This is a genomic window from Crocosphaera sp. Alani8, assembly GCF_038442745.1.
Taxonomy (GTDB): domain Bacteria; phylum Cyanobacteriota; class Cyanobacteriia; order Cyanobacteriales; family Microcystaceae; genus Crocosphaera.
This window is the reverse complement of the sequence record NZ_JARVCN010000174.1, coordinates 19,348-35,175: the sequence shown is the minus strand read 5'-3', so window position 1 is coordinate 35,175 and position 15,828 is coordinate 19,348. Positions and strand designations below refer to the sequence as shown.

The window sequence follows — 15,828 nt, the reverse complement described above, 5'->3', positions numbered from 1 at the left end:
CTTTGTCCCCTAACTTTCGGCGAGTCCCCCCAGACTTTTTGAGAAGCTTCGTTTTGACAGTATGTTTCTCCATAATCATACCTTTCTTCATCATACCAATCCAAGCACCATTCAGCTATATTCTGCCACATATCCAAACAGCCATAGGGACTTTGCCTATCTAGGCGCACACCTACTGGTAAGAGTGTTGTAGAAACTGGAGGCATTGTATCCCAGTACCAGTCTTCTGGTTCTTCATTTCCCCAAGGATAAAGCTGTCCACATTCTCCACGACACGCTTTTTCCCATTGTGCTTCAGTTGGTAGTGCATATCTATCTCCTGTTATTTCTGAGAGCCATTTAGTAAATTGGTAAGCATCAAACCAAGTTACATAAGTAATTGGATATGGCTTCCCGTCACTCTTTTGTTCTATTTCTTTATGAAAACTCCAATGGTAAGCACTTGATTGAAGAAACTGCACCCATAAATCTATAGTAACTGGAGTTCGTTGAATTTTATAAGTTGATAGCCATATTTGTCTTTTTGGTTCTTCATCTTCCTCAGCTTCAACATCGGTATCCATATTAGCTCCCATTATAAATGTTCCTTCTGGAACTTCTACTAAATCTAATTTTATTGTATCCATTATTTCAAGAAGTTTTTTAGTAGATAAATTTTCTTATATCAAACTCAGGTTGACAAGAATTTTGAGGCTGAAAAAATTGTAGGGATCAACGATTGTTGATCCCTAAGCTACATTATGACTCTTATCTATCAGTCAGTAAAATTCAAGCAGCCCACTCGGTATGGAAAGCTTCTCCTTTGGGTTTATCAACACGCTCATAGGTGTGCGCACCAAAGTAGTCTCTTTGTGCCTGGGTTAAGTTCTGAGGTAGATCAGCACGACGATAGCTGTCGAAGTAGTCTAAAGAAGCACTAAAAGCAGGAACAGGAATACCTACTTGATTCGCTAATACTAGCACTTCACGCCAAGCGTCTTGACGATCTAAGATACTTTGTTTAAACTCAGGGGCTAAGAGTAGGTTAGGTAGATCAGGATTGTCTACAAATGCCTTCTTAATCTTGTCTAAGAAACCGGCACGAATAATACAACCGCCTTTCCAGATGCGCGCAGATTCGGGTAAGCTAACCTGGTTACCATAATACTCAGCAGAAGCTTTAGCAATTAAAGCCATTCCCTGAGCATAGGAACACATTTTAGAGCAGTAGAGAGCGTCTCTAACCTTGTTAATAAAGGCTTTTTTATCTCCATCAAATTTAATGGCAGGGCCAGTTAACTGGTGAGAAGCGGACTCTCTTTCCTCCTTGTAGGAAGACATCACCCTTGCGTTTACGGCAGCGTACATGGTGGGAATGGGAACCCCTAACTCTAAGGAACTTACCACGGTCCAACGACCGGTTCCTTTTTGTCCAGCGGAGTCTAAAATTAGGTCAACCAGATGCTTCTTGCTATCGGGGTCAACATACTTAAAGATATCGGCCGTAATTTCAATTAAGAAAGAATTAAGTTCATCGGTGGTGTTCCACTCTTTGAAAACTTCGTGTAATTCTTCATTGCTCAGGCCAAGGGCATTTTTCATGATATCGTAGGCCTCTGCAATTAACTGCATATCGCCGTACTCAATGCCGTTGTGAACCATTTTTACATAGTGTCCAGCACCACCAGGACCAACGAAAGTAACACATGGTCCGTCATCTACTTGGGCTGCAATTTTGGTTAAAATGGGTTCTAATTCTTCGTAGGCTGCTTTGGTACCCCCAGGCATCAAGCTAGGACCTTTTAAGGCACCTTCTTCACCGCCACTAACACCCATTCCGACGAAACCAAGACCGGTTGATTCTAGGTCTCTGGTGCGTCTTTCGGTGTCTTCGTATAAGGAGTTACCGCCATCGATGATCATATCCCCTTCTTCTAAAAGAGGTTTTAAATCTTCAATAACATAGTCAACAGGCGCACCTGCTTTAACCATGACTAAGATTTTACGAGGACGTTCTAAGGTTTTTACAAATTCTTCTAAGGAATAGGCCGCTTTGACATCTTTGCCTTGGGCCCGTGTTTTCATGAATTCTTCTGTTTTACTTGCTGTACGGTTATAAACAGCAATAGGGAAGCCGCGACTTTCGACGTTGAGGGCGAGATTTTCTCCCATTACCGCCAGGCCGATGACACCAAAGGTTCGCTTTGTCATATAATTCCTACCAACTCTACGGGTTGTTTGATCAAGAGGACTTTGATCTTGTTTGACTGTTGAAGTGTGTCTAGGGAACACCACATATAAGTGTAGCTCCTAATTTTCTGTGACCTGGTTTCTCTAAATAGAATTTTAAGTAATCATTCTCAACAAGCGATCGCTTATGTAGCAGGAGGCAGGAGGTAAAACCCCTCACAGATTGGTTTTCGGTGATCCAGAGTGTCCTAAACTATAGTTCAACTTCTATGCAAAGTAGCCACAAGTTAAGAAATGGCTTGATCTCCATCAAAGCATCGCGTCAAGTTCCTTAAAAATGTTAGGATCGCGACAGAAAGAGAAACGTGATAAAAGAAAAGGAACCAACGCTACATGCAAGAGTTTGACAAGTCAATATCCTTCGACGGACGAGATATTCGCCTAAAGCTAGGACTGTTAGCCCCCCAAGCAGGTGGGGCAGTCTTAATCCAGTCCGGAGATACAGCAGTTTTGGTCACAGCAACAACAAGCAAAGGAAGAGAAGGCATCGACTTTTTACCCTTAACCGTAGACTACGAGGAGAGACTCTATGCTGCGGGGCGGATTCCAGGAGGATTTTTACGACGGGAAGGCCGTCCCCCAGAACGGGCAATCCTCATTAGTCGTCTGATCGATCGCCCTTTACGTCCCCTATTCCCTAACTGGTGGCGCAACGATATTCAGATTATTGCTACTACTCTATCTATGGATGAGGAAGTTCCCCCAGATGTCTTGGCAGTAACTGGTTCTTCTATCGCCGTAATCCAGGCCAAAATCCCCTTTTATGGTCCGATGGCAGCTGTTAGGGTGGGTTTAATCGGAGATGACTTTATTATCAATCCCACCTATAGAGAAGTAGAAAGTGGAGATCTGGATCTTGTGGTGGCAGGTAGTCCTGATGGGGTGGTGATGGTAGAAGCAGGAGCCAACCAACTCCCCGAACAAGATATCATCGAGGCTATCGATTTTGGCTACGAAGCGGTGAGAGATTTGATCGGCGCTCAGTATGACATCATGGAAGAGTTGGGCTTAGAAATCGCCAAAGCTGAACCCCCAACCACCGACGAGGCTCTAGAAAAATTCATTAGCGATCGCGCAAAAGATTCTGTGAAAAAGGTTCTAGTGCAGTACGATCTCAGTAAGGCAGAAAGAGATACGGCACTGGACAATATTAAGGAAACCGCTATCGAAGAAGCTATAGCTGAACTTCCTGAAGAAGATCCGATCAAGGTACTCACTACCGAAGAACCGAAAGTTTTGGGCAACCTTTACAAAGGGTTAACCAAAAAGTTAATGCGATCGCAAATTGTCGACGAGGGTATCCGTGTTGATGGCCGCAAGCTGGATGAAGTTCGCCCTATTTCCTGTCGTGTGGGACTTTTACCCCCCAGAGTACACGGTAGTGCTTTATTTACCAGAGGACTAACTCAGGTCTTTTCTTTGGCAACTTTAGGAACTCCAGGGGATGCCCAAGATTTGGGGGATGATCTCCATCCTGAAGACGAAAAACGTTATCTCCATCACTACAACTTCCCTCCTTTTTCAGTGGGAGAAACCAAACCTTTACGTTCCCCGGGCCGTCGAGAAATCGGTCACGGGGCTTTGGCTGAAAGGGCTATTCTGCCTGTTTTACCAGCGCAAGATGAATTTCCCTATGTGGTTCGGGTGGTATCAGAAGTGGTTTCTTCTAATGGTTCCACTTCTATGGGGTCCGTATGTGGTTCGACTTTAGCTTTAATGGATGCAGGGGTTCCCATTATTAAACCTGTTAGTGGAGCTGCAATGGGTTTGATTCGAGAGGGAAAAGAAGTGCGTATCCTCACTGATATTCAGGGTATAGAAGACTTTTTAGGGGATATGGACTTTAAAGTGGCGGGAACCGATAGCGGTATCACTGCTCTACAAATGGATATGAAAATTACAGGACTGAGTATGGAGGTTGTCGCTAAAGCCATAGAACAGGCTCTACCGGCTCGTTTACACATACTCGATAAAATGCTGGCCACCATCGATCAACCCCGTGACAGTCTCTCTCCTTTTGCTCCTCGTCTACTAACTATGAAAATTGATCCCGAACAGATTGGTTTGGTTATTGGACCAGGAGGTAAGACTATTAAGAGTATCACTGAACAAACTGGCTCAAAAATCGATATTGCTGATGATGGAACCGTTACCATCGCGGCTATCCAAGCTAAGAAAGCAGAACGGGCCCGAGACCTAATTTTTAACATGACCCGTGTACTAAACGAAGGGGAGGTCTATTTAGGTCGTGTTACCCGTATCATCCCCATTGGGGCTTTTGTGGAAATTTTACCAGGTAAAGAGGGCATGATCCATATTTCTCAGTTAGCTGAAAGGCGAGTTGGGAAGGTGGAAGAAGAGGTTGCTGTGGGTGATGAAGTGGTGGTTAAGGTTCGTGAAATCGACAGTAAAGGTCGTCTTAACTTGACTCGCTTGGGTATTCATCCAGATGAAGCGGCGGCTGTTCGCAAGACCCTTTGAACGATGAATCTTCATCTCTGTTTAACTGACATCTCGCACCAGTACATAAAAACTTAAATTAGTAAGCACTCAGCAGTTCTTCACTCCGTTCCGGCGCTATCGCACAGCGTTCGGCTTTCATCTCTTGGCTGAAAGCGTTAAGCTTATGTTTAATCTGACTCACAGCAGAAGATAGAGATTGAGATGTTTCAACTGATGGCTGATAGCTGAACCCTTACAAACTAGCCAGTTTTATCGAAGGTGCAAGATGTGAGTTTAAAGTGAAATAAGGAGTAAATCAGCATCAGGGATGAAAAAATAATCAGTAAAATAGAAACCTAGGTCAACCTAGGTTTTTGTTTTTGGGGACAATTGATTATGATTCGTACAGTATTCAAAACAATTTTCGGTATTATTAGTAGTGGTATTTTTTTAAGTTCTCCTCTACTGGCTTTAAATACAGGAAACAATCAAACTTTATTCAACCATTCTCCTCGTTTACTGGACACGGTAACCACACTAAGTCGTATTCGTGTCCAAGGGGCAACTTATTATTTTACTGTTCACTTACCTAACAATGTTGGGGAGTCCTTACAACGATTGACTCTTCAACAAACTCAAGGATTAGAGACAATTTATTTCTATTTAGATGATACTGTTGCCTTTGAAGGTAAACCCGTTAATAGAGATGATTCTCTCAATATTAGTCGGGTTAAACGGAATCTTGATAATAATAAAATTTCGGTTATTTTTGACCCTCCTATTCCCCCTGGAAAAACGTTTACAATTGCTATGAAACCGAAAAGTAACCCGGAATTTAGTGGGAATTATCAATTTGCTATTACTGCTTATCCTGCTGGTGAAAATTCTCAAGGTTTATATATAGGTTTAGGTCGGTTAAGCTTTAGTCAAAAAGGCGATCGCTTTCCTTAAACTTCAAAAGTCATAAATCCTAACGTCAAACTGATATTATCCATACACTTTTTGATAATATTCTTGATAATCTTTTGATAGTAAAGGTTGCCACCAACTTTGATTATTAAGATACCATTCGATTGTTTTTCTTAATCCTTTTTCTAGGGTTTCTTGCGGTGTCCAACCTAATTCTGTTTTGATTTTTGTCGCATCAATAGCGTAACGGCGATCGTGTCCAGGACGATCTTTAACAAAAGTAATTAATTCTTTTGAAGGTTTAACGGGTAAATCTGGGGCTAATTCATCCATTAAACTGCATAAAATGGTTACTAAGTCAATATTTTTAACTTCATTATTACCGCCAATATTATAAGTTTCGCCTGGTTTTCCTTTATTAATTACTGTTTCTAATGCAGAACAATGATCCCCCACATACAACCAATCCCTGATGTTTTGTCCATCTCCATAAACAGGTAATGGTTTACCCAATAAAATATTAATACACATCAAGGGGATTAATTTTTCAGGAAAGTGATAAGGACCATAATTATTAGAACAATTGGTAATAATTGTCGGTACATTATAAGTATGAAAATAAGCTCTTGCCAGGTGATCGCTCCCTGCTTTTGAGGCAGAATAAGGACTATTGGGAGCGTAGGGAGTTGTTTCGGAGAAAGCTGGATCGTCTGCTTCTAAACTACCATAAACCTCATCTGTGGAGACATGGAGAAAACGATAATCTTTTAGTTTTCCTTGCTCATTCCAATAGTGACGAAAACTCTCTAATAAAGTAAAGCTACCGATAACATTGGTTTGAATAAAAGCGTCGGGACCTATTATAGAGCGATCGACGTGAGACTCTGCAGCAAAATGGGCAATAGTGGTTATCTTTTCTTCTTTTAAAAGTTTATCAATTAAAGGGCGATCGCAAATATCCCCTTGAATAAATTTAAAGTGTTTTTTGTCTTTTATATTCGCTAAGTTTTCCCTGTTTCCTGCGTAGGTTAAAGCATCTAAAACAACCACTTGGTCATCGGGATAATTTTTACACCAATGATGAACAAAGTTTGAACCAATAAATCCGGCTCCACCAGTGATTAAGATACTTTTTTTCTCTTCAGATAGTGACATAAGCTAATACTTTAATTACCAAATTGTCTTCATTTGTAACTGGAAACCCGGCAAAACTGGATCACCGCTCACAGTCATGGGATTATCTAAACATTTTACTTCTGTTTGGGGACGATAAATATAAACTTGGCTATTTTTGCGATCGATTAACCAGGCTAATTTTACTCCGTTATCGATATATTCTTGTAGTTTATCTTGAAGAGATTGTAAAGAATCGCTGGGGGAGCGCATTTCTACCACAAAATCAGGGCAAATAGGGGCAAATCTAGTTTTTTGTTCTTCTGTGAGGGAATTCCATTTTGCTAAAGTCATCCAAGCTGCATCGGGGGAACGATCTGCTCCATTGGGTAGTTTAAACCCTGTGGAGAAATCAAAATTAATTCCTGTACGATTTTCGTCTGTCCAATTACCCAATTGTTGGGTTAGTTTAGCGTTTCTATTTCCTGTTTCTGAACCAGTTGGGGACATAATGACTAATTCTCCTTTAGCGTTGCGTTCGAGGCGATAATCTCGGTTTAATTGACACAATGCAAAGAATTGCTCGTCTGTTATGGCGATCGCTGGTGACAGTTGCAACACTAAAGGAATATTTTCAGTTTCTAAAGTGGTGGTAATCATTTTTTTTGTTTTCTAAAAGATTGGTGACACTCAATTTAACTACCAAATTGTCTTCATTTGTAACTGGAAACCCGGCAAAACTGGATCACCATTCACAGTTATGGGATTATCTAAACACTTGACTTCTGTTTGGGGACGATAAATATAAACTTGGCTATTTTTGCGATCGATTAACCAGGCTAATTTTACTCCGTTATCGATATATTCTTGTAGTTTATCTTGAAGAGATTGTAAAGAATCGCTGGGGGAGCGCATTTCTACCACAAAATCAGGGCAAATAGGGGCAAATCTAGTTTTTTGTTCTTCTGTGAGGGAATTCCATTTTGCTAAAGTCATCCAAGCTGCATCGGGGGAACGATCTGCTCCATTGGGTAGTTTAAACCCTGTGGAGAAATCAAAATTAATTCCTGTACGATTTTCGTCTGTCCAATTACCCAATTGTTGGGTTAGTTTAGCGTTTCTATTTCCTGTTTCTGAACCAGTTGGGGACATAATGACTAATTCTCCTTTAGCGTTGCGTTCGAGGCGATAATCTCGGTTTAATTGACACAATGCAAAGAATTGCTCGTCTGTCATGGCGATCGCTGGTGACAGTTGCAACACTAAAGGAATATTCTCGGTGGATATAGTAGCTACATTCATAAAAGGTAATTGTCAAGTTTATGAGTGCGTTATTAAGACAATAACGCACTTTAATGTTAGGTTAGGCAGCTTGTAATAAACCGCTATGTCTCAACAAAGGTTCTGTTTGTGGTTCCCTTCCTCGAAATGCTTTAAATACTTCCATAGGATCTAAACTTCCCCCTAATGCTAAAACTGTATCTCGGAAACGTTTTCCTGTTTCTGCAATGGCTGTTTCGTCGTTTAAACCTACTTCTTCAAAGGCAGAAAAAGCGTCAGCACTTAACACTTCTGCCCACTTATAACTGTAATAACCGGCTGCATAACCTCCAGCAAAAATATGACCAAAGGAACATAAAAATGCGTCTTCTGGTAAAGGTTTAATTACTGTTGTTTTTTCAGCAATACGGTTACGAACTTGTGTATGGGTTTCGTCTCCATTAGGTTGATAACGATGGTGCAATTCTAGATCCAGAAAACTAAAATGTAGTTGTCTTAACATGGCGGAACCACTCATATAATTGCGCGCAGAAACTAACTTATCGTAGTAATGTTCGGGCAAAGTTTCTCCTGTTTCGTAGTGTTTGGCCATGTTAAATAAAGTGTTGCGATCATAACACCAATTCTCCATAAATTGACTGGGCAATTCCACTGCGTCCCACTCTACGTTATTGATTCCAGCAGCTCCAGGATAGTCCACGTTTGTTAGCATATGTTGTAGTCCATGACCGAATTCGTGGAAAAGTGTGGTTACTTCGTCGAAGGTCATTAAACTGGGTTTTCCGTCTACAGGAGGGGTTTGATTACAAATTAAATACGCTACGGGTAAACGGGTAACAAATTGCTCTTCTAAACGTATTTTTGCCCGTCCAATACAGTCATTCATCCAAGCACCTCCACGCTTTTCTGCAGGGCGACTGTAGGGGTCTAAATAAAAGTGGGCGATCGCTTCTCCTGCTTCGTTATTAACTTGAAAATACCTAACATCTTCTTGCCAGATCGGTGCTTGTCCGTCGGCAGCAATTATGGTTACCCCAAAGATTCTTTTTGCTAGGGTAAATAGTCCGTCTAAAACTCGAGGCAAAGGAAAATAAGGGCGTAATTCTTCGGCGGTAAAATTAAATAATGTTTCCCGTTGTTTTTCTGCCCAGTAACTTACATCCCAAGGTTCTAAATTATCTGTTTTAGCAAAGGTTTTTAAGGTTTCTAAATCTTTAACTGCTGCGGTGTAACTAACGTTTCTCAACTCTTCTAACAATGTTTCTACTGCTTCTACGCTAGGAGCCATTTTCCTGGCTAAACTAACTTCTGCATAGGTTTTGTAACCAAGGATTTCTGATTTTTGTTTCCTCAGTTCTAAAATACGTTCAATTAAGGGATTGTTATCTAATTCTCCCTTAGATGCACGGGAAATAAATCCTTTATAAACCTTCTCTCTTAAGTGTCTTTGGCTACTATATTTCATAAAGGGAACATAACTAGGATAATCTAAAGTAATTACCCAAGGACCTGTTTCTGCGGTTGCGTTTTCTTCCCCTTCTAAACGGGCTGTTTGTGCTGCTAAACTGAGTAAACTTGCTGGTAATCCTTCGACTTCTTTTTCTGTGGTTAATTTCAGTTTAAAGGCTTTGGTTCCGTCTAAAACATGGTTAGAAAATTTAGTAGATAGTTCCGCTAGTTCTAGTTGAATTGTGTTGAATTTGTCACGGGTTTCTCCTGTTAAAGCAACCCCGGAAAGTTCCGCTTCTCGGATAGCAGTTTCTACGATGCGTTTTTGAGCATTTTCTAGCGTGTTCCACAGGTTGCTTTGTTGCAGAGATTTAAAGGCTCTATAAATGGGTTCACTCTGACTCAGTTTATTAATAAATTGAACAACTTGCGGTTGTATTGTTTCATAAGCTTGGCGAAGTTCAGGACTATTTTTTACTCCCATTAAATGACCCACAATTCCCCAACTCCAACTAAATTTTTCTTCTATTTCTGTTAGGGGTTCTACTAAACCTGACCAAGTTGGTTTGACGTTTGCTTCTAAATCGTTTAACTTTTCTTCTAATTCTTTTAGTAATGCAGTCATGGCATCAATGACATGACTAGGCGTAATTTTATCAAATGGGGGTAATCCTTGTCCGATTAATAAAGGGTTATTGGTTACAGTTGCGTTGCTCATACTCAAGTAATAATGAATCAAAAATTGATATTTTTCCCGAGTTAATCGTCAAAACTTTAGCCGACGACCACCTCTTATTTTTACTGTAACTCAAAATTATGATAGCCTGATAGGCCAGATTCTTGGAGCAACTCCTTATTGTATGTTGTGATTAACCAAAAAATTAAAGGATTACTTTTCAAAGCAAGGGGAAACAGATAATTCTTAGTAGTTATCAAATAAAAAACCCCGGCGCATCACCGAGGTATCCTAGGAGAACTCAATATCAATGGGAGATACCGAAATTACACGATTCTAGATTGCAGATAGAGCAAACTTCAATTAAGATTTCGTTTGTTGTCCCTGTATTAAGTAATGTAACAAGAATATTAATTTTTGTCAACAATATCTTGACAAAAAACTGATCAATTGGCTAAAAGACAATTTTATCGTTATCATATTGATTCGAGTAACCAAAAATGTGTATGATTGACTATTGGCTCATACTAAAATTCTTAGTGATCTGGATAAACTTCAAGAATCGTCAAATGTTAGTGGCGCAAAAATCCAGATTTCTGCCAGTATTTATGCCCATTGATCAGGCCTCTCGGATGTTTCGATTTGTCTAGTATTTAGTCTAAAGAGTAAGAAATTTAACCACTTTCCCCAAGATAAAGTTTACAATCAATCCTTTTCCCTATTGTTGAGAACCATCAAACATGAAACCAGCACAAGATACAAGATTCGACTATGTAAAAATTGGGTTAGCCTCCCCCGAGCGAGTTCGTCAGTGGGGAGAGAGAACCCTTCCCAATGGTGTGGTTGTAGGAGAAGTCACCAAACCCGAAACCATCAACTATCGAACCTTAAAACCGGAGATGGACGGACTTTTTTGTGAAAGGATTTTTGGTCCGTCGAAAGACTGGGAATGTTGGTGTGGTAAGTATAAACGAGTTCGTCACCGAGGTATTGTTTGCGAACGGTGTGGGGTAGAAGTTACTGAATCCCGTGTTCGTCGTCATCGCATGGGATACATTAAACTAGCAGCTCCTGTAACTCATGTTTGGTACCTCAAAGGTATTCCCAGTTATATGAGCATCTTACTGGATATGGCTCTACGGGACGTAGAACAAATCGTTTATTTTAACGCCTACGTAGTGCTTGATCCAGGAAATGCCAGTAATTTACAGTATAAACAACTGTTGACCGAGGATCAGTGGATTGAAATCGAAGATCAGATTTATGCCGAAGACTCTGAACTATATGGGATAGAAGTGGGTATCGGTGCAGAGGCCATTCAAAGGTTACTGCAAGAAATGAACCTGGATGAAATAGCCGAAACATTACGGGAAGACATTGCCCAAAGTAAAGGACAAAAGCGGGCGAAACTAATTAAACGTCTTCGGGTAATCGATAACTTTATCGCTACCGGTTCCCTACCTGCATGGATGGTGTTAGATGTTATTCCCGTGATACCACCAGACTTACGCCCGATGGTGCAGTTGGATGGGGGTCGTTTTGCCACCTCAGACCTCAATGACCTCTATCGAAGGGTTATTAACCGTAATAACCGTCTGGCACGTCTCCAGGAGATTCTCGCCCCAGAAATCATTGTCCGTAACGAAAAGCGGATGTTACAAGAAGCTGTGGATGCTTTGATTGATAACGGAAGACGAGGGCGAACCGTTGTCGGTGCCAATAATCGTCCGTTGAAATCTTTGTCCGACATTATTGAAGGTAAGCAAGGGCGTTTTCGTCAAAACCTATTAGGAAAGCGGGTTGACTACTCAGGTCGTTCCGTAATCGTGGTGGGTCCAAATTTAAAGATTTATCAATGCGGTTTACCCCGTGAAATGGCAATTGAGTTGTTCCAACCCTTTGTTATTCATCGTCTAATTCGTCTCGGGTTGGTCAACAATATCAAAGCAGCCAAAAAGCTAATCGTTAAAGGTGATCCTAGCGTTTGGAATGTCCTCGAAGAAGTGATTACCGGACACCCTGTTCTACTGAACCGCGCCCCAACCCTACACCGTTTAGGTATTCAAGCTTTTGAACCCATTTTAGTAGAAGGGCGAGCTATTCAGTTACACCCATTGGTTTGTCCTGCGTTTAACGCTGACTTCGACGGTGACCAGATGGCGGTTCACGTTCCTTTATCTCTGGAATCTCAAGCGGAAGCAAGATTATTGATGTTAGCTTGTCATAACATTCTTTCTCCTGCTACTGGGAGACCGATCGTTGCTCCTTCTCAAGACATGGTATTGGGATGCTACTATTTAACTGCAGAAAACCCCAACGCACAGAAGGGAAGCGGCCGTTATTTTGGCAGTATTGACGATGCTGTTAAAGCCTATGAACAGGGACTAGTGGACTTACACGCCTACGTTTGGTTACGTTCAGCAGACCCCAATGAGGAGGTTGTCACCGATAAACCAGACAACGAGGTCTTGAAAACAGAAACCTTAGAAGACGGTAGTGTGGTTAAGCACTATCGGGAACGTCGGGTTAGGGAAATCGATGGTGAGGCAGTTTCTCAGTTTATTCGCACCACACCTGGGCGCATTATCTACAACAAAACTATCCAAGATGCTCTGGTGACTGCCTAACAACACTTATTTAATTCAGCTCGGTAGGGCCTGAATTAAATAAGTGTAGAACAGTCTAGAAGAACGGGAAGACCCTGAGTTTCCCTAGCAATCTCAAGGTCTTAGTAAATTTTCTCCCGTTCTTCCTGTTAGTAACCAAAGAAAAGATCGCCCCCCGTCCCTAATAATTTTTTCGATGGGTTCGGGGGAATTATCAGAGCGAACCGACAAAGGTTTCAGAACTATTCCTTGAGTTCCGAAAACAATTTCCCCAATAATCCTGGCACGATTCATGTGATTATCTGAGGTGATCAAATAAACACTATCTATCCCCTTGGCCTTCATTTCTGTCACTAAACTGGTGAAATTTGTCACCGTATCCTTAGCTTGGTAATCGAGGTGAAGACGATGGGAACTAACCCCTGCATTGGTGAATATTTGTTTAACGTAGTTTTGGGGACTACCGGAAGATACCCAAATTGGTAAATCAGGGTGTTGAAGGGCTAATTGTGCCGCAAATCTTTCTCTATCTTCGTGTCCACCTAAAACAAAGATAGCCTCTGGTTGCACCAGATAACTTTGCAGTTGTTTATAACCTAACCATGATCCTAAACTAGCTAGGCAAAGAAGCAAAAAAAGGCGTTTGATCGGTTTTTGGTGGCTAACGCTTCTAACTTCTGGTTTGGAAGAACTGATTTTGAGGAACATAGATTATGATACTCATATCAACGTCTCGATAAGTTTGCGCTAAGATTTCATCAGGAAACTAGTCTGAGATTTTGATTATCTCCATCTCAAACTTTGAATAATGATTTATTGGATTTAGCACATATCCTTTATAGAGGACGCACATAAAATAATTATGCTCCCTTAATTAAAATTTTATTCCCAAAATTTTTTTAGCTGATATCTCCCATCAGTACAAGAAAACTTAATAATCAAAAACAAGACAGTCAACTAAAAAAAACTATGGTTTCCTATACCCTACACCCCACACCCTAATCTCACCGATACTTTATAACGCAGGTGCAAGATGTGAGTTAACTGTTTAATAGCTCAGAGTCTTTAACTCTATGAGATAATTTTTTTGTCTCCTTTTTAATCGTTTGAAGCTCAAGATTATAACTCTATCTCAAGTCTCCAGTTACTTTTGAAAATTGGTATAAGGTTGATTTTCGTCCTGAAACCATGTTGAAAATAACTCTCTTTGGTCAAACTGGGAAACCCCTTGTGAATTATGAATTTTAGAACAATTGCATAGACTGTACTCACTCAATTATTTTCTATTAAGAAATCTATTTTGAGGTCAAATCGCTAGAGTGACGATTTCATAAGGTTTAGGGTGAGCGCAGTCTCCAAGAGTGACAAAAGAGAGTTAGATGTACATAGATAAAGTTAACAATCAATAAGCTCAAAAATATTATTTACTAGATACTTTGGTTGGAGAAAAAGTTTGAGAATTATTTGACTTATTTAAAACCCCATAAGGATAAGCGGCTAATAAAATCAAATGTCCTGCTAAAATTAATAAATCTCTTTCTAAACCAGCTACTTTTTTAGCATCTTCGATAAAATTCGGGAGTTGAACTGTTACGATCGCTCCAGCAATAATAAATAGTAACACTAAATTAGAAGCTCGCCAAAAACGTCCAAACAATAATAATACACTAGCAATAACTTCTGCAATACCGGTGATGGGACCAAGAAAACCAGGAAGGCCAAACCCTACAAATTTTTCTGCTGCTGCAGACCAAAAAATAGCTTTAGGTAGTCCATGATATAAAAAAATAGCAACTAAAAGAAGACGTAAACCCCAAATGGAGTAAATTAAAAATTTAGTATTAGATATTTGAGTTTGCATTGCTGGAATCTCCTCTGATGCATAAATTTTTAGGATTATAAATTTGTTTAATCCATTGAATGCTTAGTATAGACTAATGTTAATGAGACTAGACTGAGAATTACCTTAGAGCAAACTTAGAATCTTATTGTAAATAGCTTAAAAAGAAGTATTAGTTAGTAAGACTATCTATAAGTTTCAATACTTCAATTTAACGGATCTATCCCAATAAATAATAATTCATGAGATTTTTTTGTCTGTTGCCTCTTACCTCTTGTCTTTGATTTAGATTTAATTCTCACAACTGAAATCTGATTGCCATATTAACAATATTACTGTTTTTGCTAAATATGCCCACCTACTTACAAGAGGCGAAGGCAGGTGTGGAATGTACTTTAATAACTCGCAAAGTGCCGTATTGTTGATAATTAGTAATTGATAAAAATTACAGACTGTTGTTCGGAACAAATCTCTATAGTCTTTATGGGATAGGGGTTTCATGCTTTTTCTTCATTCTCTCATAAATAATGAAGGTTAACGTAAGGGAAGAAAAAATATTGCTCTCCGATGTCTAAAAATATCATTACATCGAACTTAGGTTAATTTTGTACAAAACGTGTGTCCTTAAACAATGTCCTTCTGGTAATGAAAGATGCTCAAATTCATCAAGAAATCTCATCCCTATTCTTTCCATAACCCGACGAGAACGCAGATTTTTGAAAAACGTAAAAGAGACAATTTCTGATAAATTTAGTTCCTTAAATCCATAATCTAGAGATGCTTTTGCTCCTTCGGTTGCGTAACCTTTTCCCCAGTAATCGTAAGCCAAACGCCAACCAATTTCAACGCAGGGAGTAAAAAAAGATTGAAACTTCGGAATCGATAAACCAATCAATCCAATAAAAGCTTGATTTTCAATTAATTCCGCAGCCCAAAAACTATATCCATCTTCTTTAAAACCTAGTTTTATCCGTTCGATAAAGTTGTTACTTTCTTCTTTTGATAATGATTTTGGGAGAAATTCCATCACTCTAAGGTCAGAATTTAGCTTAAAAAAAGGTTCTTTATCTTCTTCTTTCCACTGTCTTAACTTTAGTCTCGGTGTAACAATTTCTATCATAATTTTTCCTACAAGTCACTATTTATTCTCGAATTCAAGATGACAGTATAGCATTTCTCAGACCTATTAGGCTTCGCTGTCAGCTTCAGGAGAATTGTAGACATCATATATCATGAGTTAAATTAGATTAAAGAGTCGGGATAAAAGTTACCAAAAGATAGAG

At 39.9% G+C, this 15,828-nt stretch carries 12 protein-coding genes; 3 read left to right on the top strand and 9 right to left on the bottom strand.

Translation table 11 applies throughout. The features are described from left to right. Nucleotides 1–626, bottom strand: a 626-nt coding sequence (locus tag P9B04_RS11590; protein WP_342055145.1) for a formylglycine-generating enzyme family protein, incomplete at its 3' end; no start/stop codon positions are given. Between the two features lie 142 nt (nucleotides 627–768). Then, on the bottom strand, nucleotides 769–2,190 hold the full coding sequence (gnd, locus tag P9B04_RS11585; RefSeq protein ID WP_342055144.1) for a decarboxylating NADP(+)-dependent phosphogluconate dehydrogenase: 1,422 nt from the start codon (nucleotides 2,188–2,190) through the stop codon (nucleotides 769–771). A gap of 372 nt (nucleotides 2,191–2,562) precedes the next feature. Here gnd and P9B04_RS11580 point away from each other — a divergent pair, with 372 nt between their 5' ends. Together P9B04_RS11580 and P9B04_RS11575 are read left to right on the top strand one after the other, a co-directional pair. Continuing rightward, nucleotides 2,563–4,710 carry a polyribonucleotide nucleotidyltransferase gene (locus tag P9B04_RS11580; RefSeq protein WP_342055143.1) on the top strand — a complete coding sequence of 716 codons (2,148 nt, stop codon included), beginning with the start codon at nucleotides 2,563–2,565 and terminating at the stop codon, nucleotides 4,708–4,710. Nucleotides 4,711–5,067: 357 nt separating this feature from the next. After that, nucleotides 5,068–5,622 (top strand): DUF2808 domain-containing protein, encoded by a 555-nt coding sequence (locus tag P9B04_RS11575; protein ID WP_342055142.1) that lies wholly within the window; start codon nucleotides 5,068–5,070, stop codon nucleotides 5,620–5,622. A gap of 36 nt (nucleotides 5,623–5,658) precedes the next feature. Here the strand turns inward: P9B04_RS11575 and rfbB are convergent, their stop codons facing one another. The 4 genes from rfbB to P9B04_RS11555 all read right to left on the bottom strand — a co-directional run bounded on the left by rfbB (nucleotide 5,659) and on the right by P9B04_RS11555 (nucleotide 10,141). Continuing rightward, nucleotides 5,659–6,735 carry a dTDP-glucose 4,6-dehydratase gene (rfbB, locus tag P9B04_RS11570; RefSeq protein ID WP_342055141.1) on the bottom strand — a complete coding sequence of 359 codons (1,077 nt, stop codon included), beginning with the start codon at nucleotides 6,733–6,735 and terminating at the stop codon, nucleotides 5,659–5,661. 15 nt (nucleotides 6,736–6,750) lie between these two features. Beyond that, on the bottom strand, nucleotides 6,751–7,353 hold the full coding sequence (locus tag P9B04_RS11565; protein ID WP_342055140.1) for a Uma2 family endonuclease: 603 nt from the start codon (nucleotides 7,351–7,353) through the stop codon (nucleotides 6,751–6,753). Between the two features lie 39 nt (nucleotides 7,354–7,392). Beyond that, a complete protein-coding gene (locus tag P9B04_RS11560; protein WP_342055139.1) occupies nucleotides 7,393–7,995 on the bottom strand; it encodes a Uma2 family endonuclease in 603 nt (200 codons plus the stop codon). A gap of 61 nt (nucleotides 7,996–8,056) precedes the next feature. Beyond that, a complete protein-coding gene (locus tag P9B04_RS11555) occupies nucleotides 8,057–10,141 on the bottom strand; it encodes a M3 family metallopeptidase (RefSeq protein WP_342055138.1) in 2,085 nt (694 codons plus the stop codon). Between the two features lie 698 nt (nucleotides 10,142–10,839). Here P9B04_RS11555 and P9B04_RS11550 point away from each other — a divergent pair. Next, nucleotides 10,840–12,726 carry a DNA-directed RNA polymerase subunit gamma gene (locus P9B04_RS11550; RefSeq protein WP_342055137.1) on the top strand — a complete coding sequence of 629 codons (1,887 nt, stop codon included), beginning with the start codon at nucleotides 10,840–10,842 and terminating at the stop codon, nucleotides 12,724–12,726. A 93-nt stretch (nucleotides 12,727–12,819) separates the two neighbouring features. Here P9B04_RS11550 and P9B04_RS11545 read toward each other — a convergent pair whose 3' ends face one another. From P9B04_RS11545 to P9B04_RS11535, 3 genes are all read right to left on the bottom strand, one after another. Next, a complete protein-coding gene (locus P9B04_RS11545) occupies nucleotides 12,820–13,413 on the bottom strand; it encodes a YdcF family protein (RefSeq protein WP_342055136.1) in 594 nt (197 codons plus the stop codon). A gap of 712 nt (nucleotides 13,414–14,125) precedes the next feature. Continuing rightward, a complete protein-coding gene (locus P9B04_RS11540; RefSeq protein ID WP_342055135.1) occupies nucleotides 14,126–14,566 on the bottom strand; it encodes a DoxX family protein in 441 nt (146 codons plus the stop codon). Nucleotides 14,567–15,128: 562 nt separating this feature from the next. Further along, nucleotides 15,129–15,665 (bottom strand): GNAT family N-acetyltransferase, encoded by a 537-nt coding sequence (locus P9B04_RS11535; protein ID WP_342055134.1) that lies wholly within the window; start codon nucleotides 15,663–15,665, stop codon nucleotides 15,129–15,131. Nucleotides 15,666–15,828 lie beyond the last annotated feature (163 nt).

Bases quoted from the DNA above. Each gene is read 5' to 3' on its own strand.
- gnd (WP_342055144.1), bottom strand. From the start codon at position 2,190: ATGACAAAGCGAACCTTTGGTGTCATCGGCCTGGCGGTAATGGGAGAA.
- P9B04_RS11580 (WP_342055143.1), top strand. From the start codon at position 2,563: ATGCAAGAGTTTGACAAGTCAATATCCTTCGACGGACGAGATATTCGC.
- P9B04_RS11575 (WP_342055142.1), top strand. From the start codon at position 5,068: ATGATTCGTACAGTATTCAAAACAATTTTCGGTATTATTAGTAGTGGT.
- rfbB (WP_342055141.1), bottom strand. From the start codon at position 6,735: ATGTCACTATCTGAAGAGAAAAAAAGTATCTTAATCACTGGTGGAGCC.
- P9B04_RS11565 (WP_342055140.1), bottom strand. From the start codon at position 7,353: ATGATTACCACCACTTTAGAAACTGAAAATATTCCTTTAGTGTTGCAA.
- P9B04_RS11560 (WP_342055139.1), bottom strand. From the start codon at position 7,995: ATGAATGTAGCTACTATATCCACCGAGAATATTCCTTTAGTGTTGCAA.
- P9B04_RS11555 (WP_342055138.1), bottom strand. From the start codon at position 10,141: ATGAGCAACGCAACTGTAACCAATAACCCTTTATTAATCGGACAAGGA.
- P9B04_RS11550 (WP_342055137.1), top strand. From the start codon at position 10,840: ATGAAACCAGCACAAGATACAAGATTCGACTATGTAAAAATTGGGTTA.
- P9B04_RS11545 (WP_342055136.1), bottom strand. From the start codon at position 13,413: ATGTTCCTCAAAATCAGTTCTTCCAAACCAGAAGTTAGAAGCGTTAGC.
- P9B04_RS11540 (WP_342055135.1), bottom strand. From the start codon at position 14,566: ATGCAAACTCAAATATCTAATACTAAATTTTTAATTTACTCCATTTGG.
- P9B04_RS11535 (WP_342055134.1), bottom strand. From the start codon at position 15,665: ATGATAGAAATTGTTACACCGAGACTAAAGTTAAGACAGTGGAAAGAA.